Raw genomic sequence first — 26363 nt, 5'->3', positions numbered from 1 at the left:
GGTTCGCAACTATCACCCGGGGCTTTCGGCCATCAGGACGCAACACGCCTGCACCGAATCGTGTGATTCGGGTTGCCACGCATCGTTGGCAACGACCTCCGGCCACATATCCCGGTCATGGACCCGCCTGGCCTCCGGGGAGGGATGAACCGGGCGGGTGCGGGGATTCTCCAGTTTGGTCACCGGAACGGGGGTGACCACAGGCGATCGTAGGTATCTACACCCCGACCACGACTGCCGCCACGCCGATGTACCCGAAACGTCCGTGTTCGGAAAAACGATGGCGGCCGAATCGGAGAGACCTGCGTAGCTGGGGTAGTTCTCTGCGTTCCTCGACGTGGAGGAGCCGCCCCTGTGGTTTTAGGGTGCGGCTCCTCGGGGTTGTCTCAGGCGGTGAGGGTCTCGTCCGGTTTGGCTTCTTCCGGGGCAGGGATGGCCTGGCGCAGGGCTTCGGGGAGGGGCTGGCCGTTAGGGGCCAGTTCCTGGTAGCCGATTTCCTCGCCGGATTCGGAGGCCGGCGGGTACTGGCCGGTGCGGTAGATCTTGGTGCGGAAGGGGAGCTTGCCGTTGGTGCTGACCATGGCACCGTCGGCGCGGACGGGCAGCAGCTCGTGGCGTTCCATCCACAGCGCGCCGCTCGAGCGCGGCGGGATGGTCAGCTGCTGGGTGATGGTCGTGCTCTCCATCGAGGTCACGCCGTAGCGGCGTTCGTAGCCCAGTTCGACCGTGGTACTCACCGAGGTCTCGATGGTGGTGGTGACGCCCATGCCGAAGGGTTTGGCGCTGGCCTCAACGCCCATGCTGAAGCCGACGGTGATGCCGGTGGTCTGGCTGAAGGATTCCTCCATCGATGTGGAGACCCCCGTCGTGACGGCCTCGGAGGCGGTTTGGGACTCCGAGCCGTGCTCGTTGTTGCGGAACAGGATCAGCTCGTAGTGGCGCTTGCGCCGCAGCTTGTAGAACGGCGAGTTGTCGACCTTCCACTTCTCGTCCCTGTCGGTGTCCTTGACCATGAAGTAGGGCACGGTGACGATCCGGTCGGTGACCACCGTCTGCTCGGGCGGCGCCTGGTGGCCGTGCAGCACCGGCTCTTGCGGGTCGGGTCCGTCCTCTACGACCGCCGGCAGATCCAGCACCCACGTCACGGCCGTCGGTGATGGACGGTCCCAGCCGGTAACGGCGGTGAACAGGCCGGTGGGAACGTAGAGGTGCTTGTCGACGTCGCCGTTCGGGTACGGGGGCGCCCCGATGGTCCACCCCGACACCTGACCACCGAAGCCGATATTCCAGCCGAACAACGGACCACGGCTCGTCTCGCCTTCCCGCACCAGATCCCGGCCCTGGTGGGTCTTTTTCACACAAACCATCGCATCGGCCGGCGGCTTGTCGGTTCCGCCCTGGAAGTAGTCGCCCAGTGCCACATAGCCCGCAGGCGGTTTGGGCCGCCACAGCGACGCGAAACGACCGAACAGGGGCAATTCGTACGACCAGATCCGCTCATAGTCAACGGGGGACCGGAGAAGCCCGGCGGATGACGCGTCCTTGACGATCAACCCACCGCGCTTGCCTCGCGGGTCATACTCGAACGATCCAGCCCAGTACGTCCCCAGGACCGACCACCCCGCGGGGGCGGTCGGGCGCCAGAACCCCAGGGTGTTCGCCCCGCCAATGGCGTCAAATCTCTGCTCCACGAAGTCTGTGGTGAAACCGAGCTCCAGGTCTCCGTACCGCTGTGAGATCACAGGATCTTCCTTTCCGTCAGGCTGTGAGGCCGTGTGCTGGGTGTCGGAGAGTCCAGTGCGCAGGAGCGGGAACGGTGGTTGGGCGGTTGTAAGTTCTGCTCGACAGACCTAATGGACTCCCCTGTTCATCGACTGCCGTCACCACCGAAGCCCTGGTAAGAAACGCGAATCGAGCCCCGCCGGCGCGTCGGTACCTGGCCGCGGAACCACACATCGCGGCAGATCAGAACGCGCACCGAACCTGCCAGGCCCGGCACCCGCATCCAGCAACAAGCATGCCCTGCAACAGCTTTGCACGAAGCAGATTCCCGCGAAACGGACCCTCAGCGGCCAGCTGAACCCTTGCCGCGCGCAACCACAAGGGCGCCGGAGCCGGACGACCGAATGCAGCCTGGACGGTGACAGGACTCCAGCAAACTTCGGTGTCTTCCGCGCGGGTTCTACCGGAACGCCTGTTCGGAAAACGATTGCCGACAACGTCGAGCATCGACTCCGAGACTGTTCTGCCGCGACCCGCATGCGTTGGGGTCAGCTCCATACCCCTGGAGCGCGTGAAGGAACAGCGAGTTCGGCGAGTACGCCGTAGTGGTCGCTCGCCTGAACCCCGCCTCGCGTGTCAACGCCGATACGTCGACATACCGCACCTCGAGCGTCGGCCCGAAACTGGTCCCTCTCACCAACACGTAGTCGATGCGCCGCCCTGCGGCCGTGAACATGTCACCGCGGGCGACCACAGTGGGTTGTCCGGGGTGAAGGTATGCCCGCGATCGTTGGGCCGCAGTACTTCCCATGCGTCGTGGTAACTGACGCTCATGCCTGCCAGTGACTGGCGGCCGGTCCAGAATCGTATGCTGGCGGAGTCCGGGGTGGCATCGAAGTCACCGAGGACCACAACATGTTCTTCACGTCCGTCGAGGACTTCGTCGATGAACCGGGCCGCCTCGACTGCCCGGAGCTCGCGTTCGTATTCGCAGTCGAACTGGAAGACCGGTTTGTGCGATCGTCGCCTACGGGCTCATCCGAGATCTATTGCCGCAAAAGTATGTTCCGATCGGCCTCGGAATCTCGGCGACCGGCCTCAGGTTCTCCGCCGCCATTGCGCCGATCCTGGCCGGGTACCTGGTCGATCAGCACAGCTGGCGCGCGATGTTCTGGGTGCTGTTCGCTTTTGTGACGGTCATGACGCCGATGGAGGCGTTGGTGGTACCCCGAGTCGAAACTTCGCGTGCACAGCCGCGTCGACCTCGCCGGCGCCGTTCTGCTCTCCGGCGGCGTGGCCATGACCCTGATATACGTGTCCAAAGGCAACAGCTGGGGCTGGTCCAAAATGACGACCCTGGCCTGGCTGATCGGCGGGATCGCAGCGCTCACGTTGTTCGTGCTCGTCGAATTACGCTCGAGCACACCGCTGATGGACATGCGGCTGCTGTTCGCGCCACGGGTCAGCCTGGTGCTGCTCACAGCGGTGTTCGCCGCCTGCGTGGTCGGTGTGCACAGCTACGCCGTCGCCTACATGGCCCAGACTCCCTCCCAATCCGCTCTCGAACCGACGATCGTGTCACGCACCCTGGCACGTGTCGTCCAGGCGACCGGACACACGCTACCGCCGGAACTGGTGCACGTGACGCTCACTCCGGGCTACAGCTACGGCAACGGACTGTCCCTGATGCAGTTCGCCTTACGCATCGGATTGGTTTCGGGGCTGGTCGCCATGGCATTCGGCGTCATCGCCGGACTCCTGGCCCGGCGCGCCGGCCCCCCCGACTGCCCCTGCTCGGGGCACTGACACTGTTCGCGATCACCACAGTCTCGCTGGCTGTGCTCCCGCACACCTGGCAGGCCTTCGCGCTCAACAGTTTCGGATTCGGCGCCGCGCTCGGGCTCTACTACGCCTGCATGCCGATCCTCATGGTGGAGGCGGTCCCGCCGGAACAGCAGGGCATCAGCGTCGGCATGCTGGGCGCGACGCAGAGCCTGAGCACCGCGATCGGCACGGCGGTCATCACCGCCTTCGTCAGCGCCCACCCGATCACCACCAGCGTCAGCATCGCGGGGCGGCCACCGCAGGAGAGCACCTTGCCGAATGTCTTCGCCGACAAGGGATACGAGCTCGGATTCTGGTTCGGTGGCGCAGCCGCGGTGTGTGCGCTGCTGATCGCCTTGGTGATGAAACACGGCCGCACCCCGGCGACCGGCGGCGCTTTCGCCCGAGCACGAGGAAACCAACCCCGCAGCTACGCGGAATCCCAGGTTGCCAGTCCCCGATTCGCGGGTGGTGGCGCTCGGCGCGCCGAGCCGGGACCGGTTGCAGTCGGTGTGGTGGCACAGATAGTAGCCGCCGTTGATCACCTTGCCGGTACCGGTCGGCGGGCCCGCGGGATTGTCCAGCAAGGCCGCCGGATGCTCGGTCGTGAACCAGTCCGAGCACCATTCCCACACATTGCCGACCACGTTGTAGAGCCCGAAATCGTTGGGAGCAAAGGCGTTTACCGGTGCAGTACCCACATACCCGTCCGCGGCGGTGTTGTGGGTGGGGAAGACTCCCTGCCAGACGTTGGCGTGGTGGCGGCGGCCGCGTGGGACGAGTTCCTCGCCCCACGGAAACCGCTGCTGCACAGTGCCACCGCGCGCGGCGCGCTCCCAAGCGGCCTCGCTCGGTCGGCCGCATGCGCGGGATCGGCGGCCACATCCGGCGGCAGCCGCCAGCAGCAGCTCTTCGGCGTATTGGGGTGTGAGGAACATCGGTGCGAAAAGTAGCTGTAAGTGCAGTGATGCCCCGGAGTCGATTCCCGGAGCATCACGTAACTTGTTGTGGCCGTTGCTATTTCTTATCGGCTCGGTTGTTGGCGTTGGTCGTGGGTTCCGGTGCTCGGCGAAGTCAGGCGGTGAGTTCGAGGGTGATGAGGGTGTAGCCGGTGTCGGGGTCGAGATGGCGGCTGATTTCACCGAAACCCAGGCGGGCGTAGAAGGCGCGGGCGGAGGTGTTGAGCTCGAACACGTCGAGGGTCACCGTGGGGTGCAGGCCTAGAGCGTGGGCGACCAGTTGCCTTCCGATGCCCGATTTCTGGGTGCTGGGGTCGACGAACAGGCCGCCGATCTCGGCATCGAGCATTCCCAGCAGCCCGACCACACCCCGGGCCGGGATCTCGGCGACCCAGTTGTCGGCGTGGACGAGATAGATCTCGCGAAGCTTGCGCTCCCGCTCCCCGGAGCCCTCATCGGCGATGAAGGGATGCGCGATGCGGGTGGCACGGCTCCAGAGTCCGACCACGGCCTCTTCGTCCTCGGGGCTGTAGGGACGGATGGTCAGCGAGGGCGGTTCGGGCACGCGCGCAGCCGGGTGGGCACTGGGAGTCGTCGTCACGAACAACAACCTTTGCTGAAGAATAGCTGTGTTGGCAAATGGTTTTGGGTGAGCGCTGTCGGGGTTCCGAACCGGTGAGGCATGGACGTCGCCGTATCCGGTCCCCAGATGCGCCCACTCCGACCGCTACGCCACGATCACCATCGCGGCGCTGGTCGTCGACGGCGATCAGACCAGACAGCCGGGCATCCTCTCAGTCGGTGGCGGGCACCAACGACACCAATCGCAGGCCCGCGAGCAGCGGAACACACGCCCCCGTTGCCGGCCCTACACCATCCCGAAGCCCGAGCCGAGATCGAAGCATGGGTCACGCAACACCTACCCGAAGCCATTACCGTCTCCCGTCCCGGCATCGCTCCTATTCAAAGAGATATCGACACGCCAAATACACTCACTCTCCTGACCGACGAAGAACTGGCTCAGCACATCGAAACCATCACCCGCCGCCTAGCACCTACCGACACCGAAGCACTTCTATACGGTCCCGCCCACCCAACCGTTGAGGCCCCATCGAACGCCGAAAATGACTGGCTGGTCGATGAGTTCAACCAACTCCAGCGCGAACAGCTGCGGCGTTCCCACCTCACGGCCGCAGAGACAGAAACCGAGCATCATATCCGTAGCCACGCCGCCCGCTCCGAGCCCGAAACTTCAGCACCCGACGCCAGCCCACCATTGACTATCACTCCCAACTTCTCCGACCCGGCAGCCGACCTCTGAACTGAACATGGCCGGTGCACGCCCAAACGGCAGGCTCGCCGCCGTGGCCTGTGAATCCACAGGTTCCCACAGGGTTACTGCCCGCGGCCGCGGTGTGCGTCTCAATCAAGATAGAGCCTCTTGATTGCAAGTCAAGAGTGTGTTGTCGGTCTCGAGGGGCTCTCAACTGATGTTCAAGACACCGCAGTGCTGCTGCGAACATGGAAAAGCGGTGAGGCGGTGCGTGGTGGCGGGCTTACCTCACCGCTCGGCGTGCAGTCGCGGCGTGGCCGACCGGCCACAGCTTCTCAGGCTGTGGCCACCGGGTTGACCAGCCTGCCGATTCCCTCCACCTCTATGCTCACGACGTCTCCAGCGCGCAGGAATTGTTCGGTGAATTGGCCTGCGCCGCGCGGACTTCCGGTCGCGATCACATCACCTGGCTCGAGGGTCTGATAGCGCGACAGATAGCAGATCAGCTCCGGAACGGAGTAGAGGAAACTCCTCGATCGGTCGTCCTGGCGCAGCTCGCCGTTCACCCAGGTACGGAGCCGAAGATCCAGCGGCTGGGCGAACTCGTCGGCACTCACCAGGCAGGGCCCGAGCGGTTTGAAGGTGTCGAAACTCTTCGCGACACCGATCGAGGCAACCGGATCCCCGGCATAGGCACGGCGCTGAATATCGCGGGCGGTGACATCGTTGAGCACAGTCAGCCCCGCCACACACGCCCATGCCTCGGCGTGCGTGGAGATGTCCTTCACACTGCGGCCGATCACCACCGCGATCTCACCTTCGAAATCGACATGGTCGGCAGCGATTTCAGGTAGCACGATCGGCTGGTGCTGACCGGTCACGGCCGACCCCGCCGCGATTTGAACGTTCGGCTCCGTCGGCAGCTGGACATCGTGGCGGCTGATCGAGGCGAACTTCTCGAGTGCCTCCTGGGCATGGCTGGGGTAGTTCAATCCGACCGTCAAGAACTTGCCGGGCCGGGACAGCAATGGACGCAGTCCGGTGTGTTCGAGCGGCACCTCGCGCAGAGGCCGTGCGATACGCGCGGCCTCCAGCCCCGGACCTTCCAATAGGTCGATCAAGCCGGTGTAGGGCAGATCGAGTACGGCCAGGGTGCCCTCGACGTCCTCACGCGCGATGCCCTCATCGGTGCTGTAGAGACGCACTGTTTCCTTCCGATTCAGGTCGTGGGAAGCGAAGCCAGGAAGGACAGCAGCGCGGCATTCACATCGCCGGGCCGCTCGGCCTGAATCCAGTGCCCCGCACCGTCGAGAAACGTGGCCTGTCCCATGGCTTCTGCCGCAGCACGGAAGCCTGGAAAATGTAGGACGGTGTCCGCAGTTCCGCCCACGTAGGCGCTCGGTACCGGCAGTGCCATGTCATGCCATGGTGCGGTGATCTCCCAATTGCGTTGGAATACACGGTATCCGTTGAGGCCACCGCGAAACCCGTTGCGAGAGTAGTTCTCCGAATACACAGCCAGATCGGCGTCCGAAAGGAACGTCATCGGGCCGCCCGGGGTGGGCAGCTCCTCGATGAGAGTGCCGCCATCCGGCACCGTCATGAGGAAAGGAACCTGCGGGTTCAGCCCGGAGTTCGCATAGATCAGCCGCCGGAGACTTTCTTCGACATCGCGTTCCAGATCTCGTTCCGCGACGCCATGATCCTGGAAATAACGCATGTAGAAGCCGTCCGGCACCGCGCCATCGAACCCTTCGAGGATGCTGAGCGGCCCGCGCGGGATGTAGGGAACCGACAGCCCCATTACACCGCGGACGCGATCCGGCCGCATCAGAGCCGCGTGATAGGCCGTCGAGGTACCTGCATCGTGGCCGACTAAGACCGCCTTGTCGATCTCGAGGAGATCGAGCAATCCGACGACATCGCCGACTGTGCGACAGACGTCGTAGTCCTCCACCGCATCGGGCGCCTCGGACTCACCGTGCCCGCGCATGTCGAGTGCGATCGCCCGATACCCTGCCTCCGCCAATGCGGGAAGCTGATGACGCCAGCTGTACCACAGCTCGGGAAAACCGTGGCAAAGTACGACGGCCGGCCCATCGCCCGCCTCGACGAAATGCAGCCTGAGCCTGTTTATCTCGACGTAGTGGTGACGCAATTCGGTCATTGAAACTCTCCTCGTGATGCGCTGCGTCAGGCCCAGCGGACGATGTCGGCGGGATCGAGACGAGGCAGGCGATCGAACCACGGGTTCTCGCCCGGATGGCCGATGTTCACCACGAGGATCGACTGCCACCGTCCGTCCGGGAAGAACTCGGTATCTACGCCCGTCGCGTCGAATCCACCCATCGGTCCGGCCGCGAGGCCGAGTGCGCGGACCGCGAGGATGAAATACCCGGCCTGCAGCGCGGCATTGAATCGTCCTGTGCTGGTGCGCAATTCCTCGTTCGTACCCAGCACGTCGCCGAGCTCGGGGCGGAAAGGCAGCAACTGCGACATGTGCTCGTGAAAGTGCGTGTCCAGCGCAAGCACCGCGACCGCCGGGGCCGCCTCGGTCTTGGCTTTGTTGCCTTCATCCATGTGCTCAACCAGCCGACGACGCGCATCACCGGCGCCGACATACAACACCCGCAACGGCTGGGTGTTCGCCCCGGTCGGCGCCCACCGCGCGAGCTCCCAGATCTCGCGCAGTTCGGCATCGGTCACAGGGATGTCGGCAAAGCGATTGGCGGTGCGCGCCGCGGTGAAAAGCGTTGCGCGCCCTGCCTCGTCGAGGAGCGGCAACGTGCGGGTGAGCTGTTCGGTCATGGTGTCCTCAATCTCGTTCCGCCGATCGGCGGCTGTCTTGACTATCAGTCAAGAACATCTCATGATCACAAGTCAAGAGATTGTTTCTGCGAAGCGGGCCCGACTCCCGCTCATCGACCCAGCACCCGAGAGGTCCCTCCATGTCCGAACTCGACACCACCCAGGCCCCCACGAGTGGGTCCGAAGCCATGCGCCTATTCCTGCCGAACTCCCCGTTCGTTCGCCATCTCGGCATCGAACTCATCGAACTCGGAGACGACCACGCCCGTCTCCGCATGCCCTACCGAGACAACCTGGTCACGATCGGAACCATGGTCCACGGCGGTGCATTGGCCGGCTGCGTCGACATCGGCATCATGGCCGCCGCTTGGGCAGGACCGCGCATACCGGAAAAGCTTCGAGGCGTGACCGTTTCGATGTCCATCGAGTTCATCGAGGCCGCGTACGCCGAAGATCTCGACATCATCGGCACTCGCGTACGCCAGGGCCGCAGGCTCAGTACCTGCACCGTGGACATCGCCACGACCGAGGGCGGCCGACTGATTGCAAAGGGGCTGGGTACCTACCAGGTGGGCTAGCCGAGCACAGGGTCATGGCGTCCGATCTCGGCGTACTTTCCAGCGCTTCCTCGGCACGGCTCGGGTAGATCAGGCCGACTGCGAGTAACGTCCCGGCCGAGATATCAAGGTGCGCATAGTTGTTCGGTACAGCGACAGTGTGCGCACCGCCAGGGCTGTTCTCTCTCCCGATGCCCTCGGCCGACCGGTGTTCACCTCGTTCGGTTACTCCGACTGGATCCAGCATCCCACCCCATCGATGAAGGTAACTGTCCCCATCGCTTCTGCCGCTGCGCGAAAGCCTGTTCAACGCTTTCCCCGCACTCGAGATGGCCGCCGGTCTGGCACCACGTCGGTGGTTCCGCCGGTTTCGTGCGCCGACCGAGCTAGATATGCCGGTCGGGACGTTCGACGATCACTCCGACGCCGACCATCGGGCGGCCTTCCCGAGTTCCTACGTACTTCTGGCCCTCCTTGCCCCATGCGGCGATCGTTCCAAACCGAATCTGCGGCTACCCCTGGATTGTGCCGACCGCTCGGCGAGTACGCCGGTAGTCCTCCAACAGCTCTGCGACCACCGCACGGTAGCGGGCAATACTGTCCAGCTTGATCGACTCGTAGCCGCGCACCATATCCGGCAGGTCGGCGATTTCGACAGCCAGGTGATGGTTTTCGGGTCCCAAGTCGGCGATGACCTCCTCGAGCATCGACCGGTACTCCTCGATCAGAGCACGTTCCTGACGGCGTACGCCGGCGACGCCGAAGGGGTCGAAGCGAGTGCCGCGCAGCCGCCGCATGCCCTTCAGGGTGCGGTACACCGGCCGGAACCACGGTCCGAGCTCGAGCTTGTCCCGCATGCCTATCGCCCTGAGGACCGGCGGGTGCAGCCGGTAGGAAATGCGCGCGCCGGGACCGAACTCAGCCGCCACCGCGTCGGACACGGCCGGATCGAGGGAAAGCCTGGCTACCTCGTACTCGTCCTTGTAGGCCATGAGCTTGTACAGGTTGCGCGCAACCGATTCCGACAGCGCCGTCGCCCCGGGAACCAGCCGCGATTCCGCCTGGTGGATGCGGTCCACGAACTCGATGTATCTGCTGGCGTACGAAAAACTCTGGTACTCGACGAGATCCGGTGCCCGGATGGTGAGCAGCCGCGCCAATTCCGTGTCCGAACCGCCTGCCGATGCCGTGATCAACTCGCGAATCCCGTTCGGGACCGGGCGATTCCGATCCGCATTGACGGGCTTGCCGTTGATCGCCGCCGTGAACTCCGCGGGGTTCGCGACCGCCAGGCGGCCGTATCGGAATGCGGCGACGTTCGCGGCGACATCGATCCCGTTGAGGGTGATCGCTTCCTCGACAACGGCTGGGGTCAGCGGCAGCGACCCGGTCTGCACGGCAGCGCCGACGAGCAGAATGTTCGCGTACTGGTCGGCCCCCAGCAGCGCGGTAACGGCCAGTCGGGCATCCAGGAAGACCGCATCGCGCGTCGCACTGCGCAACGTGCTCTCGATCGGTCCCCGCGCAGGGTACTCCACGCCGGGATCGATGACCATCTGCCCGGTCGGCACCTCACTGGTCGAGATCACCGCCACGGTCCGGTCCGGATGCGCTGCAACGAGATACTTGCTGTCCGCGGCGACGAGCAGATCGCAGCCGAGATAGAGGTCGCATTCCTCGTCGGCAGCCTTGGCAGCCTGCTCGATCGGTTCGGCGGTGATCTTGATGTCAGAGACCACCGCACCACCCTTCTGCGCGAGCCCGGTCTGGTCGAGCGCGCGCACATGGAGCCCGGACAACGAGGCCGCGGTGCTGAGAACCTGTGCGACAGTGACGATCCCGGTTCCCCCGACACCGGTGATACGCGTGACGTGTGTGCCCTGCAGACTCGAGCGGGGATCCGGAATCGTTTCGATGTCAACGGCGGGGGCCGTCGGCCGACCGGTCTTCCGGCGGGCGGGTACGACGGTGAGGAACGAGGGGCAGTCCCCGGCCAGACAGGAGAGATCTTTGTTGCAAGAGGACTGATCGATCCTGGTTTTGCGGCCGAACTCGGTGGAGATCGGTTGCACGGACAGGCAATTGGACTTCTGGCCGCAATCGCCGCAACCCTCGCAGACCCGCTCGTTGATCATGACGCGTTGCACCGGTTCTGGCGCGAGCCCGCGTTTGCGTTTGCGCCGCAGCTCGGTGGCGCATTCCTGATCGTGGATCAGCAGGGTGACACCGCTGGTCGCGGCCAGCGTCTGTTGCGCCTCGATCAACCGTTCACGCGGCCAAACCTCGACTCCTCCGGGCAGTTTCGCCTTGCGGTACCTGCGGGTGTCCTCGGTGGTGATGATGATTCGGGCGATGCCCTCGGCGTTCATCGCCTCGCAGATAGCCGGGATCGACATCAGACCGACCGCCTGCTGCCCGCCGGTCATCGCGACCGCGGAGTTGTAGAGCAGCTTGTAGGTGATGTCGATGCCGGCAGCGATGGCTGCTCGAATCGCCAGGCTTCCGGAGTGGTGGAAGGTGCCGTCGCCGAGGTTTTGGATCAGGTGATCACGATCGACGAAGGGCGCCATGCCGATCCACTGTGCACCCTCACCACCCATCTGCGTCATCCCGGCTACCTCCCCCACCTGAGCGGCGTCCATGAGGGTGACCATGGCATGGCAGCCGATCCCGGCTCCCACAGTCGCCCCGGCGGGAATCTTGGTCGAAACATTGTGCGGGCAGCCCGAACAGAAGTAGGGCGTACGCGTCACCAAGGGCAGAGGAATCGCTCCACGCCGCGGACGCGCGCGTGCGAGCCAGGAGTCCACGGTGGTGAATCCGCCGATGCGTGACAACCGCGACGCCAGCCCGGCGGCCACGCCGTCCGGATCCAGTTCTCCGTCGAGCGGGAAAAGCTTTGCGCCACCGGGCATTCGCTTCCCAGACACCGTGGGCGCGTCGTCGCGACCGTAGAGCAGATCCTTCACCGCGGTCTCGACGAACGGGCGCTTCTCTTCGACCACGATGATCTCGGTGAGACCGTCGGCGAAGGCTTCGATAATCGATGGTTCCACCGGATGAATCATCCCCAGCTGAAGCAGACGGACGCCTGAGCGCGTCAGCTCCTGCTCGTCGAGCCCGAGCATGCGCAACGCCTGGCGCACATCGAGAAAGGTCTTGCCCGCGGCGATGATCCCGACCCGATCCTCGGCGCCGCGGTGCATGATGCGGTTCAGCGCATTGGCCGCGGCGTAGCGGCGGGCGATCTCGAGCCGGGCCCCGTCCCGGCTGCGCTCCAGCGCGCCGAGTGTCGGCTGCAGGACATGGGCGGTCACCTCATGCCGATACTCGATGCCATCCACAGTGAGGTCGGGCAGGACAGGCTGGACCCGGTCGGGATCCAACTCGACGGTGCCGGACCCATCGGCAACATTGGTGACGACCTTCATCGCCACCCACAGACCGCACATACGTGACATCGCGATCCCGTGTAGACCGAGGTCCAATGCCTGCTGCGGATCTGCCGGATACAGGATGGGCAGTCCGAGATCGGCGAGCAGCAGCTCCGAAGCACCTGGTACGGAAGAGGATTTCGCCGCTGGATCATCGCCGACCAGCGCGAGAACTCCGCCCGCGGGATGGGTGCCCATGATGTTGCTGTGGCGGATCGCGTCGGCTGCGCGATCCAGGCCCGGCGACTTGCCGTACCAGATCGCGCTCACGCCGTCGACTCGCTTGTCCGGCTGCATCGCCGCCAGCTGCGTGCCCTGTACTGCCGTGGCCGCCAGTTCTTCGTTCACACCGGGCTGGAATACGATGTCGTGGTCCGCGAGTAGCGTTGCGCTCCTGGCGAGTTCGGTGTCATAGCCGGCCAGTGGTGAGCCCTCGTAGCCGGAGATGAAGCAGGCCGTGCGGCGACCGGCCCGAGCGTCGGCTCGGCGCGCGTCCAGCGGTAGACGGGCGAGAGCTTGTATCCCGGTCAGGTGCGCCGTACCGCGCTCCGCGACGTATCGATCCCGTGGCGAGACGGGTTGCGTGGGTCCGCTCATGCACCACCGGTCCTGGCCAGGGCCGTGTCGAAGGCGTTGATCAGGTCCTTGTCCGGAGTCGGCGAGAGTTCCGCCGTGCTCCAGGTGATGTGGCCGTCCGGGCGCACCAATACCGCACCGGTGGCACCGATGCCGCAGGGCGCGTCACCCTCGCAGTCGAAGTCGCGACCTGCCACGAACGCTCGCGCGGGTGTCGATCCGGCCACTTCGGTCAAGGATTCGGCCCAGGCTGCACCATCACGTCCGGTGATGAGGGTGAATCCCGGCCACACCAGATCCAGCGTCGAAACTCGCCCGCTATCTGTGCCGATCCAGGCGTGCGGAAGCCGAGCTCCTCGCACCGCAGCTGTGACCGGGTCGACGGCCACCACCGGATCAACCGACTCACACTGTGCCCCATAGACATAGCCGATCTCGAGCTCCAGACTGTCGAAGTGCGGTCGCTGCTCGGGAACGGCTGCGCCGAGCCGAACCCGCTCGGCCGCAGCGACAACCGGATCCGAACTCTCCAGCCGTGCGGCCACTTCCATCGTGTTGGGCCCGATGCCGGCATCGGCCATCTTGACCGCGTTCTCGATACTGTGCTGCGCATTGGCCAGAGCTATCGGACGCCGCTCGGCGCCGTAGGTGTCGAGCAGTGCCTCCGGAGCCCAGCCGTTGAGTACGGCCGCCAGCTTCCAGCCGAGGTTGTCGGCATCGACCAGTCCGGTGTTCATGCCCAGGCCACCGGTCGGAGGGAACTGATGTGCCGCGTCGCCGACGAGGAAGATGCGGCCTTTCCGGTACTGCGTGGCCGTGCTCGCGCCCAGAATCCAGCTGCCCACCGAGCGGATCTCCAACTCGAGATCCGATGCGCCGATAGCGGCCCGGATCAGTCCGGCACAGCGCTGCGGCGTGTAGTCGGCAACGGCTTCGGCGGCGGGGTCGAACCCGATGTTGAAGGTCCAGCGGTTGCCGCCCATGCGAATCAGCACACCGGGACAGCCGGTATTGAGAACCCAGAACAGCAAGGCGGGATCTTCGTCGGTCCACTGCGACAGATCGGCGTGAAAATAGATGTTGATCTGTCGGCCGAATTCCGGGATTCCCTCGACGCCGATGCCGAGACCGCGGCGCAGGGAGCCGGAGGCGCCCTCGGCGGCCACGATGTAGCCCGCGCGCAATGTGGAGCTGCCGTCGGCTGTTTCGGTCGAGACAGCCACCGCGTCGCCGAGGTCGTCAACAGAAATGACCCGTGTTCCGAACCGGACCGAGGCCATGCCCTGTGCGCGTACCGCGTCCAGCAAACGCTGCTGGACGCGGTCCTGTGCGCAAGAGGCGATTGTGACCGACGAGGAGGACAACCGCCGATCCAATGGCTCGGGTGCATCGGCGAGATCGATGCGACCGAATTCCTCGCCCGCCACGGTGTGCTTCCAAACGAAGCTCAATCCGCAGTTCAGATCCACAGCATCGTCGAGTATTCCGTCGGCGACACCCCAACTACGCAGCAGCTCCATGGATCTGGTGTTGACCACGTGTGCCCGGGGATGGGGGTTGATCCCGTCGAACTGTTCGCATACGAGGCTACGGACACCGTGTGTCCCGAGCACATACGCGGTCGCCAGCCCGACAGGTCCGGCGCCGACGATCACGACGGGGGTTTGGGTGTCAATGCTCACGGCCGCTTCACCAGATCCGCGAAAGGCTCGCCCGACTCGTATCGGGTGATCAGCTCTTCAGGGTCGAAGTCGACACCGATGGGATTCGTGATGAAGGCGTCGGATTCGAAAAACGCCTGTGTCTCGGAGTCGGTTTCGAAGCTGTCGATCTGCAACTCGATCTGGTTGCCATCGGGATCCTGGTAGTACATCGACATGGTCGGCCCGTGATTTACGCACCAGAAAGGCTCCACTGCAACGGATTTCAGGCGTTGATAGGTACCGATCAGATCTTCGAGCGAGGCATACGTGAACGCGACGTGATGCAGGCCGGTATGCATGTCGCCCGGCCGCTCCGAGGCCCCGGTGCCGATAAAAGCGACCCGGTGATGCTCATCGTCGTAGGTCATGAAGGCCAGCATGTCGTTGGCGAAGGCAACACGACCTTCCAGAACCTGGACATACCAGTCGGTCATTTCCTTGACCTGGCCGGTCCGCAAGACCACATGCGCGAGTTTGGCTGGTGACGCCACCGTTGGCACCTCCGACTAGTGAGATCAAATCTCTTGACTGTGACTCGAGACACCGTAGCCACTCTCATGATTGTCAGTCAAGAGAAAGTTCAGACGCTTACCCCGGGAAGCGATCGACCGACGAATCGAAGATCAGAGAACGCCAGAATCCGTTGGGTTACAAGCGATCCCGGATGAAGGAGAAGATCAGTGGCGAGCCTTGACGGCCGCCGACGCCACCAGCGCATCGGTGAGCAGGTCGATCAGTTCGCCAATCGGCCGGTCGACGCGACGCGTACTGACGAGAATTCCTTCGAACAGCACATGCGCAGCGTCGGCGATGAGAGCCACATCCGCACCCTCGGGCAGCCGATTGGCGATTGCCCCGAACAGTCGCTGCTCGAGCCAACGCTGGACTTCCTCGTAGGCGGCGCGAACGGACTCCGACTCCGCCATTCGCTCATACGCTTCGCGATGCAGCGAGCGATACGGCTGAACAGCATCCAGCAACCCAACCAGTTCGCCGCGTGGATCACCAGCTATGCCGGCATCCGCCTCCACCCGATCCCGAGCCGTCGAGAATATCGACCTCACGGCCGCCGCGAACAGATCGTCCTTCGTCGGGAAGTACCAATGCACTGCCGATGAAGCCAGTCCCGCGGCACGCCCCACCGCAGCAACGCTCGTCCCTCGATATCCGTTGGCCGCGAAGAGCTCCACGGCCTGGTCGATGACAGCCGCTTCGCGTTCGGCCTTCGGGATCTGCTGTCGATTCTTGGGCATAGCGCGAGCTTACTGCGCCCGGACCCGACTCTTGACCGAGAGTCGAGTGTGCTCTTAACTGTCAATCAAGAGCGGCGATGCGGCCGCCTTGGATCGCGGAGGTATCAGAATGCGTCTCTACGCCACCACCGTCGGCGTCGCCAGGGAGGACCATCCCGGGCTGCTTTCCGTACTCGACCTGCCCTACCGGGATATCGGCGAGCTACTCGCGGGGTCAGGTCTCGACAGCGCGCGCGACGCCGCCACGCGCGCAGAACTGCCACTAGCCGACGCGACAGTGCGGGCGCCGGTGGCCCGTCCCGGCAAAGTGATCATCGTCGGATTGAACTATCCCAGCCACGCCGAGGAGGCGCTCGCGGCATTCGCGGCACTCGGACGCACCGACATCGAACTGCCGAAAGAACCAAACATGCAGGTCACTGCCGGGTCTTCCGTGACCGCCCCTGGCAGCTTGATCGTCCTGCCCGCCGTCGCAGCCGACGAAGTGGACTACGAGGGCGAACTCGCCGTCGTGATCGGTAGCGCCGCGACCAGCGTGAGCGCTGAGCATGCGTGGGCACACGTCGCCGGTCTGACCATCGCGAACGATGTCTCGGCACGCGACATCCAGCGCCGCGCGATGCTGGGTGACGCCGTGGCGTCGGTTGGGGTGGCGAAAAGCTTCGACACCTTCACCCCGCTGGGTCCATGCCTGGTCACCGCGGACGAGTTCACCCGCGAGCCGGATCTCTCGATCCGGACCCGTGTGAATGGCGAACTGCGCCAGGATGATCGGACCGGCAGCTTCATCCATACAATCCCGGAATTGATCGCACACCTGTCGAAGTACCAGACTCTGCAGCCGGGCGACGTGATCTGCACCGGCACTCCGCGTGGCGCCGGAATGTTCTCCGGACGGTTCCTCCGGCCGGGAGACCTGGTGGAGATCGAGGTGGAACGCATCGGGGTGCTGACCAATCTGGTGGCGGCGGCATGAGCGGCAATCGTCAGGGCTCCGCCGAGGCAATCGTTTCCGAAAAGGACTTGCCCCCAACGACATACGAGATACTGATTCGGTCCGCTCGAGCCCATCCAGAACGTCCCGCCCTGCACCTTCTACCCGACGGCGACGGCTGGGACGAACCGGTGACCTGGACGTACCGCGATCTGGCGGAACAAGTCACCCGAGCGGCGAATCTGTATGTCGCACTGGGGCTCGAGCCCGGCGGCGTCGTCGGATTGCTGCTGCCCAACACCGGCGCGACCTATGCCGCGCTACTCGGCGCGCAAGCAGTGGGTATCGCAAACCCGGTCAACCCCATGCTCGCCACCGAGCACATCATCGAGATCATGCGCCTCACCGGTGTCCGCATCCTCCTCGCACCCGCACCGGAACTCGACGCCGATGGCTGGCAGAAAGCGTGCTCTGTCGCGGAGGCACTGCCCGAGCTGCAGGCGCTCATCTCCGTCGGCGGCGGTACGCGTGCCGCGCCACGTAGCTGGGTCGGTGATTTCGATCAGCTGGCCGCAGTCCAGCCCAGCGATCGATTGAACGGTGAACATCGTCGCGGCCCTGGCGATATCGCGGCCTACTTCCATACCGGCGGTACCACCGGCGTACCGAAGGTCGCACCGCATACGCATGCCGGAGAGATATACGTCGCCTGGGCGCTCGGCGAGCACGAGGCGTTCGGCGGCGATACCGTCGTGCTGACCGGTCTGCCGCTGTTCCACGTCAATGCGATTCTGGTCTCCACTCTGACGCCGTTGCTCCGCGGTGGCGCCATCGTGTCGCTGGGCGCTCTCGGTTACCGGGACCGAGCGGCCATGGCCGACTTCTGGCGTATCGTGCAGCGATATCGCATTACCACCTTCTCGGCGGTGCCGACGGTCTATGCGTCGCTGCCGCCCGTACCTGCGGATGTCGATGTCTCGAGCATGCGAGCCGGAATCGTCGGGGCAGCACCGCTGCCCGCCCGAGTCCGCGCGGACTTCGAGGCAGCTACTGGAGTGCCCATGGTCGAGGGCTACGGGCTCACCGAAGGTACCTGTGCGAACACCTTCTCCCCCGTTTGCGGTGGGCGCGTCGGATCGGTCGGGCAAGCCCTGCCGTATCAGGAAGTCAAGGCGGTCCGGCTGACGGGCAACGGGCTGTCGTTCGCCGACTGCGAAACCGGAGAAACCGGCGTGCTGGCGATCAAGGGGCCCAGCGTATTTCCCGGATATCTCCGCTCCGGCCCCGCCGGGCCGAGACCGGATCCATCCGGAGTGATCCTCGACGGATGGCTCATCACCGGAGATCTCGGCCGGGTGGATACCGACGGCTTCGTCTACCTCACCGGCCGCGAAAAGGATGTGATCATTCGCGGTGGCCACAATATCGATCCCCAATTGGTCGAGGAAGCCTTGCTCGCGCACCCCGATGTGGCTGGGGCGGCGGTGGTTTCGCGGCCGGACCCGCATTCCGGCGAAGTGCCGGCCGCCTATCTGGTCCTGCGGTCCGGAGCGAATCCGGGTATCGATGAGCTCCGCCAGTGGGCGATCCAGCACTCGCCCGAGCCCGCTGCCACACCAAAGTTCCTCCATACCGTCGAGGCGATTCCGGTCACAGCGGTCGGCAAGGTGAACAAGGTGGTATTGCGGCACGACTCCGTCAACCGTGTCATCCAGCAGGAACTGCACGCCAGCGACCTGCGCGCCGACATTTCGGTGAAGGACCGAAACGGCCAGGCGCACGCCGACATTCAGCTGCCCGCCGATGTACACGAACAAGGTGTCAGAGCCCTTGTCACTCGCTTGAACGCCTATTCGTTCTCCTATGAGCTTCACTGCGAACACCTCGACAGCTGTCCAGGAGCAGGCAGGTGACCGCCGCACTGGTGGCGATGTCGCACTCGCCGCTCATCGGCAAGAACGACCCGAATCCGGCTGCTCTGCACCGGATCTACGGCGCGCTGGGACAGGCACGCGACTTCGTGGCCGATTTCGCTCCCGACCTCGTCGTCCTGTATGCGCCTGACCATTACAATGGCTTCTTCTACAAGACGATGCCCCAGTTCTGCCTCGGCGTCGACGCCTACTCGGTCGGCGATTTCGGATCCCGGCCCGGGCCATTGCTCGTCGACACCCTCGCGGCCGAACTGTTGGCCCAATGCGTTCTGGATCGCGGGATCGATCTGGCGATCTCCGCGCGAATGCCGGTCGACCACGGATTCATCCAACCGCTCGAAATCCTGTTCGGCGGGATCGATCGAATGCCCGTGGTGCCCGTGTTCGTCAATGGCGTCGCCGCACCTTTCGGGCCGCCACATCGAATCCGTGCGCTGGGGCAGGCTCTGGGTGAAGCAGCCCTCGAGCTGGATAAACGGGTCCTCTTCGTTGGTTCGGGAGGGTTGTCCAACGATCCGCCCGTGCCGACCGTAACCTCCGCCACACAGCGCGTGGCGGAGGCTCTCATCGAAGGTCACCCGACGCCCGAACAGCGCGCCCGCCTCGAACATCGAGTACTGGTGGCCGCTGTGAATTACGGAGCCGGGTTACCGACGACGATCCCGATCAACCCGCGCTGGGACAACCATGTCCTCGACACCTTCGAGCAGGGTGCACTCGGCGATATCGACCGCTGGACAACCACCTGGATGGGTAAAGAGGGCGGCGGCTCCGCACATGAGGTTCGCACATGGATCGCTGCCTACGCCTCGCTCGCCGCGACCGGCAGCTATCGCATGACAACGCGTTTCTATGAACCGGTACCAGAATGGATAGTCGGCTTCTCGGTCACCACGGCTCTGAGTTCGGAGTACTGACGGTTTCCAGTGCGTGGCAACACGCACTGGAAACCACAACCGATCGGATCTCCGAGTGGGCCGCGAAAATGCGTGCGGCTCTAGACTGTTCAGGCGATGCATCGCAAAGTCCTGATAGCCTTTCTCAGCGACCTCCTTAACTCGCGCGGAGCCCGGGCAACGTATTGGCGTACAGCGGGAGCTTGCGCGCCTTAGTACTGCAACGGCACTTGCTGGTTATGTGAGTGGGTGGCCTCGTCGCCGGTAGTGGCTGAGGCGGGCTTGGTGCTGGCGGCGTCGCCGCCACCTCGACCAGGACCAGATGTGGTCGGCGGCATGGATCGGGGTGAGTACCAGCGCTACCAGCAGATGGCGGATCTCCGGTAACGTGAGAGCGATCATGTCTTCACCGCTGACGCCGAGTCACCTTTTGCGGCAACGGTTTTCGAGGCGGCCAGCCAGGCCAGGGCGAGCATGGACAAGGTGATGTGGGCGTGCCAGGCTCGCCAGGAACGAACCTGGTAGTGGTCAAGTCCGGCTTCGCCCTTGGCCTGCGCAAACGCCTCCTCGACATGCCATCTCGACCCGGCCGTGAAGGCCAGATCGACCAGTCGCGAGGCGTGTGGCCCGTAGCAGAGGTAGTAGGCGATCTCGAACTCGCCTTTGCTGTTGGGTGTCAACGACTTACGCGCCAGCAGCCAGTGCCCACGCCCACGAGCCCAGGCGCCGTCGATCGGGCGGCGTGCCCAGTCGTATTCGCGGGGTCCGTGCGCGCCCGCGCCGACCGCAAGTCGCTGCCACGAGGCCGGCGCCAGCTCGGCGATCAGTTCATCAACCCGGCCGACGCGGTCGGCGCGGGTGGCGACCTGCTGGTCGCAACGGGTGGCCAGGACATAGAACACGTCCTGTGATTCCAGCCAAACCCGCAGGTACCCGGCTTGGCCGTAGGCTTCGTCAGCAGTGAACCACGCGAACGGGATCCCGGCGGCCAGCGCCCGTTCGAGCATGGCGATCATCAGCCGCGGCTTCTCGGCGAACCCGACGTCGTCGGGGATACCGGCGTCGCGGCAGCGATCGCGATCGGAGGTCCACGACACCGGCACATAGAGCTCGCGGTCGATCAACGCGTGTCCGTGTTTCGACGCGTACGCCAGGAACACCCCGATCTGGCAGTTCTCGACCCGACCGGCCGTGCCAGAGTACTGACGTTGCACCCCAGCGGATTTGGTGCCCTTCTTCAAGAATCCGGTTTCATCACCGGCCAGCACCGCCTCCGGGTCTCCAAGGTACTCGACCACGTAGCCGCGCACGTCGTCACGAACCCCGTCGACGTCCCAGTCAGCCTTGCGCAGCAGCCGCTGCATCCCGTCCGGACACCCCTCACCAGCGCGTTCAGCCAACGTCCAGCCGTTCTTCCGCTCCAAACCCGCGGTCAATCCAGCCACATACTCCCGCGCCCGCGCCCGCGGCTCGCACCGGGTGAACCGGCTCCCGATCTTCGACATCAACGAATCCAACTCGGCCACAATACGATCCAACACCACACAACAGATCTACCAGCACCTACTCAGCTGAGTGCCGTTGCAGTATTAGAGCCAAGGCCGCGCAGTTAGTGGTTCGGCTGGCGTGTCAATCGAATGATGTTGTGGGGCTTGGTGTGCCGTGATGTAGGACAGCGGAGCGCCTGGTAGAAGAGGTTTGTCACTCCAAGACAACTCTTCACTGGGAGCTCCGCTGTCGGATCAGTCTGTCATCCACCGGCGCGGCGCGGTAGCCGCAGGTGTGTTCGCGCCGGGTCATCTGGGGGAACTGACGAGGATCGTGTCGTTCGACCTGGTCGATGCGGCGCTGGAAACGGCTGGTGCGGTGCAGTCGCGAGTGCGGCTGCTGCCGTCTCGGGTGGTGGTGTATCTGCTGTTGGCCGGGGCGTTGGTTCACCGGCATCGGGTATGGGCAGGTGTGGGCGAGGTTGTGTGCCGGGGTGCCCGGCCGTGTGGTCGCGTGCCCGGGTTCCTCGGCGTTGTCGCAGGCGCTGCGCAGGGTGGGGGTCAAACCGTTGGCGGCGTTGTTCGACCTGGTCCGCGGGCCTGCCGTCGGAGCGGTGCGGTGGCGGGGACTGCTGGTGTGCGCGATCGACGGCACCAGCTTGTTCGTGCCCGACAGCCCGGCCAACGTGGCCGCGTTCGGCCGTCACGGTGGCGGTCACGCCCGGGCCGGCTACCCGATGCTGCGGATGCTGACGGTGGTGGCGTGCGGCACCCGCACCGTCGTCGATGTCGTGTTCGGCCCGTTGCGGATGGCCGAAACGGCCTATGCGCCAAGGCTTCTGGGGTGTCTGCGTCCTGGTATGCTGCTGTTGGCCGACCGGAACTTCGCGGTCACCGCGTTGATCGAGCAGATCACCGGCACCGGCGCGAACCTGCTGATCCGCGCCAAGCTCAACCGGCGCGTTCCCGCGATCGCGCGGCTGGGCGACGGGTCGTGGCTCACGCGTGCCGGCACCGCGACCGTGCGCGTGATCGACGCCGAGATCGCCGTCACCTGCGCCGGTGGGCCGCGACGGGTCGAGCGTTACCGGCTGATCACCAGCCTGACCGACGACAAGCGTTACCCCGCAACGGAATTGGTGGATCTCTATCATCAGCGGTGGGAGATCGAAACCAGTTACCTGGAACTGAAATCGACCATCCTCGGTGGACGGGTGCTGCGTGCCCGCACCCCGGCCGGGATCGCGCAAGAGGTCTACGCCGTGCTCATCACCTACCAGGCGCTGCGCACCGCCATCGCCGACACCGCCCTGGCCACAGACGATTTCTCCCCGGACAGGGGCAGTTTCACCATCGCCGTGCATACCGCGCGCGACCAACTGATCCACGCCGCCGCGATCGTCAACGACACTACGATCGACCTCATCGGCGCGATCGGCCGCGCGATCCTGACCAGCCCGTTGCCCCCGCGCCGCGCACGCACCAGCCCCCGCATCGTCAAACGCGCCATCTCCAAACACCGTGCCAAGGGCGACATCGACCGCAATATCTACAAAACCCAGATCAGCGTGCATATCCTGCCCGGTTGACAACCGGGCAGGAACCCAAACTGCGCGGCCTTGGTATTAGAGCTCCTAACAGGTTCGGCGGGTTGTCGGTGAGTAGTGTTGCAGTGAGCCTTTTTCATCCTTGGTTGGCTTCGAGTTCGCGGTTCTGGAGTGCGTGAATCGCTTTGGCGAGCTGTCCGGCCCTGTGCGGGCAGCTGCGTAGCTTCCGCAGCACCTTCCAGCTCTTGAGCTGGGCGTTGGCGCGTTCACCGGGGGCACGCAGTTTCGCATGGGCTCGGTTGGCCTGCTTCTGGGATTCGGGCTTGTCGCGTCCCTTGTAGGGAGTGAGCAGGCCACCGACACCGTGATATCCCTTATCCGCCAGCACGATCCATCCGCTGCGCTCGAGTTCGGCCACGATCTGCCAGATCCAGGCGGCTTTCGTATCGTGCACGCTGCCGGGCAACGCACCCGACACCCACACGATGTCCCCGCTGGGTGTGGCGAGGACCTGCACATTCATGCCGTGGTGGCGGTGTTTTCCCGAATAGTAGGGCCGGTCAGCGGCCACCCGGTCGATCGGGATCAGCGTGCCGTCCAGAATCAGATAGGCGTGCCCGTCGGCTTTCGCCTTCTTCAGCGCCGAGCGCAGCTTCGGGGCTCGCTCTGCCAGCAGTTCCACGGTCTCGCCGACGTATCGCCATGCGGTGGTCGTCGAGATGTCGAACCCGGCACCGAGATCGGCGTAGGTTTCGGCTTTGCGCAGGTGGGCCAGCACGAGCAGGGCTTGGCGGGCCGGGTCGAGCTTGCGCCAGGCCGAGCCGATCGTGCGGCGGTGCCGGCGGATCAGCCCGGCGACGAAGTGGAGGGTCCGACGTGACAACGCCAGCGCGGAACGGTAGAACAGCAACGGAAGCCCTTGGGGTACAGCGAGTCTTGGTCGACAGCCGTCCTACCAAGGGCTTCCCCATATCCGGCACAGGCGCGCCGTCACCAGTTCCGTTGCCTACCAACAACATCCAGTCAGGATGAAAAAGGCTCAGTGCAGGATATTTCGCTGTGGCAGCACCATGGATCGTGGATGACCGGTTGTGGGCAGTGATCGAACCGCTACTGCCAGTGAAACCGGCCGGGACACCGGGACCGGCCCAGATGGACAACCGGCTCGTGTTGCGAGGAATCCTGTTCGTGCTGATCACCGGGATCGGGTGGGAAGACCTGCCCCAGGAACTGGGGTTCGGGTCCGGGATGACATGTTGGCGCAGGTTGCTGGACTGGCAGGCCCGCCGGGGTGTTCGAACAGATACATCAGGGGCGTGCTCGCCCGCTGCCACGCCGCCCGGTCGATCGATTTCGACCGGGTCATGGTCGACGCCTCGCACGTGCGGGCGAAAAAAGGGGCGCCGCAACCGGTCCGAGCCCAGTCGACCGCGCCAAGACCGGCTCGATGCACCACATCCTGACCTGCAGCAACGGGTTCCCACTCGCGGTCACGTTATCGGGAGCCAACATCAACGACCACCTGCTGCTGCCCACCCTGCTCGACCGCGTGAGACCGCCGCGCGGCCGTCCCGGCCGCCCACGCCACCGCATCACAACCCTGATCGCGGACAAGGGCTATGACTATCCCAGCGTCTACGCCGAACTCCGGCAACGACGCATCACCGGCTACATCCCCCGTCGCGGCACCCGTGACACGGTCACCGCCGGCCGCTGGATCGTCGAACAATCCTTTGCCCTGCTCCACCAATACCGGCGCCTCGCCGTCCGCTGGGAACGACGCACCGACATCCACCACGGATTTCTCGACCTCGCCACAGCACTGATCTGCTGGCGACGACTCAGCAACCAAACCCGGCAGGAGCTCTTAGCGGCATTGGCGACGTGCGCTTTGGCCGAGGTGGCGTCGAAGACGATCTCGATGTCGCGGAAGTTCGGGAGCGCGATGAGTCCGTCGACGCCGTCGTATATGGTCGGCACCTTCAGCCGCCGGGCGCCGGCGAGTCCATCCGAGCCGGGGTCGATGCCTACCATGGCAACGACTTCAAGTGTTCCGGACAGGCGCAGCACCTTGATCATCAGGTCGGTTCCGATGTTTCCGGACCCGATGATGCCACTTGGGTCTTCCTCATTGCCCCTCCTTACGAGCGAAGGTGGCGGAAACCGAACCGAGGGGGCCGATCTCCGTATGAACCCGTGTGCCCGGCATTACGGGCACCATGGGACCGAGCGCCCCTGACAGCACGATTTGTCCAGCGCACAACGGATTTCCGTATTCCTTGGCGGTGCGAGCCAGCCAGGCCAGTGCGTTGAGCGGGTCACCCAGGCAAGCGGTCCCGTCACCTTCCGATACCAGTACGTCGTCGGCGTACATCGGCATCGCGACCTGTCGCGGTACGAACTCAGCCAGAGTGAACTCGTGTCCGGCGAGTACCTCAATCGCCGCCTTCCACCCTTGCCGAGCCAACGGCGTAACCGCCGACAGCAGCGGCGCAATCCGGCGCGTGGAATACAAATGACGGGCAGGACCCAACACCCAGTGACTCGCCAATGCTTGACTTCGGCTGGTCACCTGTCAACACTCCGAGTCGTACCACCGCTGAGGAATCGACCAATCCCACCTTGTCCTGCGGAACGGCGTCAACGGTCGGTAGCGGGAGTACTCGGCGTAACACTCAGCTGATCCGGTCACGTTGACGCCGATCAGGATCAGCCCGTGAACGAGATACGTCCAGACAGCATATTTCATCTAGGAGATCGCTATCCGCCGCTGTGGGCACCGTCGGCCTTGGGAAAGGCGTGGGGCGAAGCGTGTTCGAGCACGACGACTTCGGTATCGGTCGGCGCCAGCTTCATCAGGAGTTGCATGTGCATTTGTTGATGTACTTCGGCGAGGCCGGCCTGGTGGATGGGGACTGCCGATCGCGGTCCGACCGCGCGAAGGTAGTCGATGGCTTCGCCGACCTTCATCCAGGGACCACCGGTGGGCAGCAGCAGGATTTCGACCTGGTTGGGCGGCTGGTCGAACGCGTCGCCCGGGTGAAACAAGCTGCCGTTCAGGATGAATCCTCTGTTGGGGGAAGCAGGCAGAGCGGGGTGAATGCATGCGTGCGTGCCGCCGGTGACCACGAGGTCCAGACCACGCAGCGACAGCTTGTCACCGGGTTCGACAACATGGGCACGTTCTTCGAGCCGGTCGTCGAGCGCGGCCAGGGTGTCGGGTCCGAGCACCAGGTGCGCCTGCGGATTGTCGGCCATCAGTTTCGTGATTCGCTCGGCATCAGCGTGGTCGGGGTGAGCGTGGGTGATCAGGATGAGGTCGAGGTCACGAAGTTCCTCGAAATCCCTTGAATAGGCGCCTGGATCGAACAGCACCCGAGCAACCCCGGCTTCTCCAGTAACCTCGGCCAGCACGCAGGCGTGGCCGTAGTGAGTGAGTTCCATACGTTTTCGCTC

General features: G+C 64.6%; 20 protein-coding genes and 7 pseudogenes. 11 read left to right on the top strand and 16 right to left on the bottom strand.

What is annotated here, in order from left to right; translation table 11 throughout:
• Positions 1–386 precede the first annotated feature (386 nt).
• Complete coding sequence (locus tag ACQP1O_RS17185; protein ID WP_433566766.1) at positions 387–1742, bottom strand: Vps62-related protein; 1356 nt, start codon at positions 1740–1742, stop codon at positions 387–389.
• Between the two features lie 673 nt (positions 1743–2415).
• Positions 2416–2706: pseudogene (locus ACQP1O_RS17180) on the bottom strand (endonuclease/exonuclease/phosphatase family protein); the annotation flags it as partial.
• Positions 2707–2771: 65 nt separating this feature from the next.
• Between ACQP1O_RS17180 and ACQP1O_RS17175 the strand changes: the two are divergent.
• A pseudogene (locus tag ACQP1O_RS17175) lies at positions 2772–2933 on the top strand (MFS transporter); the annotation flags it as partial.
• A gap of 34 nt (positions 2934–2967) precedes the next feature.
• Positions 2968–3528, top strand: a complete 561-nt coding sequence (locus ACQP1O_RS17170) for a hypothetical protein (RefSeq protein ID WP_433566765.1) — start codon at positions 2968–2970, stop codon at positions 3526–3528.
• Between the two features lie 506 nt (positions 3529–4034).
• On the opposite strand, the pseudogene ACQP1O_RS17165 reads toward ACQP1O_RS17170, so the two are convergent.
• Positions 4035–4484, bottom strand: a pseudogene (locus ACQP1O_RS17165) (formylglycine-generating enzyme family protein); the annotation flags it as partial.
• Between the two features lie 136 nt (positions 4485–4620).
• Positions 4621–5106, bottom strand: a complete 486-nt coding sequence (locus ACQP1O_RS17160) for a GNAT family N-acetyltransferase (RefSeq protein WP_433566764.1) — start codon at positions 5104–5106, stop codon at positions 4621–4623.
• Between the two features lie 258 nt (positions 5107–5364).
• Here ACQP1O_RS17160 and ACQP1O_RS17155 point away from each other — a divergent pair, with 258 nt between their 5' ends.
• On the top strand, positions 5365–5826 hold the full coding sequence (locus ACQP1O_RS17155; protein ID WP_433566763.1) for a hypothetical protein: 462 nt from the start codon (positions 5365–5367) through the stop codon (positions 5824–5826).
• Between the two features lie 287 nt (positions 5827–6113).
• Here ACQP1O_RS17155 and ACQP1O_RS17150 read toward each other — a convergent pair whose 3' ends face one another.
• From ACQP1O_RS17150 to ACQP1O_RS17140, 3 genes are read right to left on the bottom strand one after another with little or no spacing between them, the layout of a single operon-like run.
• Positions 6114–6983: a fumarylacetoacetate hydrolase family protein gene (locus ACQP1O_RS17150; protein WP_433566762.1), complete on the bottom strand. Its 870-nt coding sequence runs from the start codon at positions 6981–6983 to the stop codon at positions 6114–6116.
• Positions 6984–6997: 14 nt separating this feature from the next.
• The gene (locus ACQP1O_RS17145) at positions 6998–7945 is read right to left on the bottom strand and encodes an alpha/beta fold hydrolase (protein ID WP_433566761.1); all 948 of its coding nucleotides are present in this window, start codon (positions 7943–7945) and stop codon (positions 6998–7000) included.
• A gap of 26 nt (positions 7946–7971) precedes the next feature.
• Positions 7972–8598: a malonic semialdehyde reductase gene (locus ACQP1O_RS17140; RefSeq protein ID WP_433567710.1), complete on the bottom strand. Its 627-nt coding sequence runs from the start codon at positions 8596–8598 to the stop codon at positions 7972–7974.
• 128 nt (positions 8599–8726) lie between these two features.
• Here ACQP1O_RS17140 and ACQP1O_RS17135 point away from each other — a divergent pair, with 128 nt between their 5' ends.
• Positions 8727–9164: a PaaI family thioesterase gene (locus ACQP1O_RS17135; RefSeq protein ID WP_433566760.1), complete on the top strand. Its 438-nt coding sequence runs from the start codon at positions 8727–8729 to the stop codon at positions 9162–9164.
• A 491-nt stretch (positions 9165–9655) separates the two neighbouring features.
• On the opposite strand, the gene ACQP1O_RS17130 is transcribed toward ACQP1O_RS17135, so the two are convergent.
• From ACQP1O_RS17130 to ACQP1O_RS17115, 4 genes are all read right to left on the bottom strand, one after another.
• Positions 9656–13174 carry an indolepyruvate ferredoxin oxidoreductase family protein gene (locus tag ACQP1O_RS17130; protein ID WP_433566759.1) on the bottom strand — a complete coding sequence of 1173 codons (3519 nt, stop codon included), beginning with the start codon at positions 13172–13174 and terminating at the stop codon, positions 9656–9658.
• On the bottom strand, positions 13171–14835 hold the full coding sequence (locus ACQP1O_RS17125) for an FAD-dependent monooxygenase (protein WP_433566758.1): 1665 nt from the start codon (positions 14833–14835) through the stop codon (positions 13171–13173). Before ACQP1O_RS17125 ends, ACQP1O_RS17130 begins: the two co-directional genes overlap by 4 nt.
• Positions 14832–15347 (bottom strand): VOC family protein, encoded by a 516-nt coding sequence (locus ACQP1O_RS17120; RefSeq protein WP_433566757.1) that lies wholly within the window; start codon positions 15345–15347, stop codon positions 14832–14834. Before ACQP1O_RS17120 ends, ACQP1O_RS17125 begins: the two co-directional genes overlap by 4 nt.
• A 186-nt stretch (positions 15348–15533) precedes the next feature.
• The gene (locus ACQP1O_RS17115; protein ID WP_433567709.1) at positions 15534–16046 is read right to left on the bottom strand and encodes a TetR/AcrR family transcriptional regulator; all 513 of its coding nucleotides are present in this window, start codon (positions 16044–16046) and stop codon (positions 15534–15536) included.
• Between the two features lie 172 nt (positions 16047–16218).
• Between ACQP1O_RS17115 and ACQP1O_RS17110 the strand changes: the two genes are divergently transcribed.
• From ACQP1O_RS17110 to ACQP1O_RS17100, 3 genes are read left to right on the top strand one after another with little or no spacing between them, the layout of a single operon-like run.
• The gene (locus ACQP1O_RS17110; RefSeq protein WP_433566756.1) at positions 16219–17085 is read left to right on the top strand and encodes a fumarylacetoacetate hydrolase family protein; all 867 of its coding nucleotides are present in this window, start codon (positions 16219–16221) and stop codon (positions 17083–17085) included.
• Complete coding sequence (locus tag ACQP1O_RS17105; RefSeq protein WP_433566755.1) at positions 17082–18956, top strand: acyl-CoA synthetase; 1875 nt, start codon at positions 17082–17084, stop codon at positions 18954–18956. The genes ACQP1O_RS17110 and ACQP1O_RS17105 overlap by 4 nt, the downstream gene beginning before the upstream one ends.
• Complete coding sequence (locus ACQP1O_RS17100; RefSeq protein WP_433566754.1) at positions 18953–19894, top strand: 3-carboxyethylcatechol 2,3-dioxygenase; 942 nt, start codon at positions 18953–18955, stop codon at positions 19892–19894. The genes ACQP1O_RS17105 and ACQP1O_RS17100 overlap by 4 nt, the downstream gene beginning before the upstream one ends.
• 377 nt (positions 19895–20271) lie before the next feature.
• Here ACQP1O_RS17100 and ACQP1O_RS17095 read toward each other — a convergent pair whose 3' ends face one another.
• Positions 20272–21417, bottom strand: a complete 1146-nt coding sequence (locus ACQP1O_RS17095; RefSeq protein ID WP_433566753.1) for an IS701 family transposase — start codon at positions 21415–21417, stop codon at positions 20272–20274.
• Between the two features lie 238 nt (positions 21418–21655).
• Between ACQP1O_RS17095 and ACQP1O_RS17090 the strand changes: the two are divergent.
• Positions 21656–21805: pseudogene (locus tag ACQP1O_RS17090) on the top strand (transposase domain-containing protein); the annotation flags it as partial.
• Between the two features lie 88 nt (positions 21806–21893).
• Positions 21894–22949 carry an IS4 family transposase gene (locus ACQP1O_RS17085; RefSeq protein WP_433566752.1) on the top strand — a complete coding sequence of 352 codons (1056 nt, stop codon included), beginning with the start codon at positions 21894–21896 and terminating at the stop codon, positions 22947–22949.
• Positions 22950–23043: 94 nt separating this feature from the next.
• On the opposite strand, the gene ACQP1O_RS17080 is transcribed toward ACQP1O_RS17085, so the two are convergent.
• Positions 23044–23817 carry a transposase family protein gene (locus ACQP1O_RS17080; protein ID WP_433566709.1) on the bottom strand — a complete coding sequence of 258 codons (774 nt, stop codon included), beginning with the start codon at positions 23815–23817 and terminating at the stop codon, positions 23044–23046.
• A 149-nt stretch (positions 23818–23966) separates the two neighbouring features.
• On the opposite strand from ACQP1O_RS17080, the pseudogene ACQP1O_RS17075 reads away from it, so the two are divergent.
• A pseudogene (locus ACQP1O_RS17075) lies at positions 23967–24134 on the top strand (transposase); the annotation flags it as partial.
• Between the two features lie 64 nt (positions 24135–24198).
• Positions 24199–24681 (top strand): annotated as a pseudogene (locus ACQP1O_RS17070) (transposase); the annotation flags it as partial.
• 95 nt (positions 24682–24776) lie between these two features.
• On the opposite strand, the pseudogene ACQP1O_RS17065 reads toward ACQP1O_RS17070, so the two are convergent.
• The 3 genes and pseudogenes from ACQP1O_RS17065 to ACQP1O_RS17055 form a co-directional block, all read right to left on the bottom strand.
• Positions 24777–24986, bottom strand: a pseudogene (locus ACQP1O_RS17065) (acetaldehyde dehydrogenase); the annotation flags it as partial.
• 49 nt (positions 24987–25035) lie between these two features.
• Positions 25036–25479 (bottom strand): fumarylacetoacetate hydrolase family protein, encoded by a 444-nt coding sequence (locus ACQP1O_RS17060; protein WP_433566751.1) that lies wholly within the window; start codon positions 25477–25479, stop codon positions 25036–25038.
• A 188-nt stretch (positions 25480–25667) separates the two neighbouring features.
• Complete coding sequence (locus ACQP1O_RS17055; RefSeq protein WP_433566750.1) at positions 25668–26351, bottom strand: MBL fold metallo-hydrolase; 684 nt, start codon at positions 26349–26351, stop codon at positions 25668–25670.
• Positions 26352–26363: the final 12 nt, after the last annotated feature.

Origin of the sequence: Nocardia sp. CA-151230 (genome assembly GCF_050942175.1) — a bacterium.
Classification (GTDB): Bacteria; Actinomycetota; Actinomycetes; order Mycobacteriales; family Mycobacteriaceae; genus Nocardia.
This window is presented reverse-complemented; position numbering and strand designations above follow the sequence as displayed.

Bases quoted from the DNA above. Each gene is read 5' to 3' on its own strand.
- ACQP1O_RS17145 (WP_433566761.1), bottom strand. From the start codon at position 7,945: ATGACCGAATTGCGTCACCACTACGTCGAGATAAACAGGCTCAGGCTG.
- ACQP1O_RS17135 (WP_433566760.1), top strand. From the start codon at position 8,727: ATGTCCGAACTCGACACCACCCAGGCCCCCACGAGTGGGTCCGAAGCC.
- ACQP1O_RS17130 (WP_433566759.1), bottom strand. From the start codon at position 13,174: ATGAGCGGACCCACGCAACCCGTCTCGCCACGGGATCGATACGTCGCG.
- ACQP1O_RS17110 (WP_433566756.1), top strand. From the start codon at position 16,219: ATGCGTCTCTACGCCACCACCGTCGGCGTCGCCAGGGAGGACCATCCC.
- ACQP1O_RS17105 (WP_433566755.1), top strand. From the start codon at position 17,082: ATGAGCGGCAATCGTCAGGGCTCCGCCGAGGCAATCGTTTCCGAAAAG.
- ACQP1O_RS17055 (WP_433566750.1), bottom strand. From the start codon at position 26,351: ATGGAACTCACTCACTACGGCCACGCCTGCGTGCTGGCCGAGGTTACT.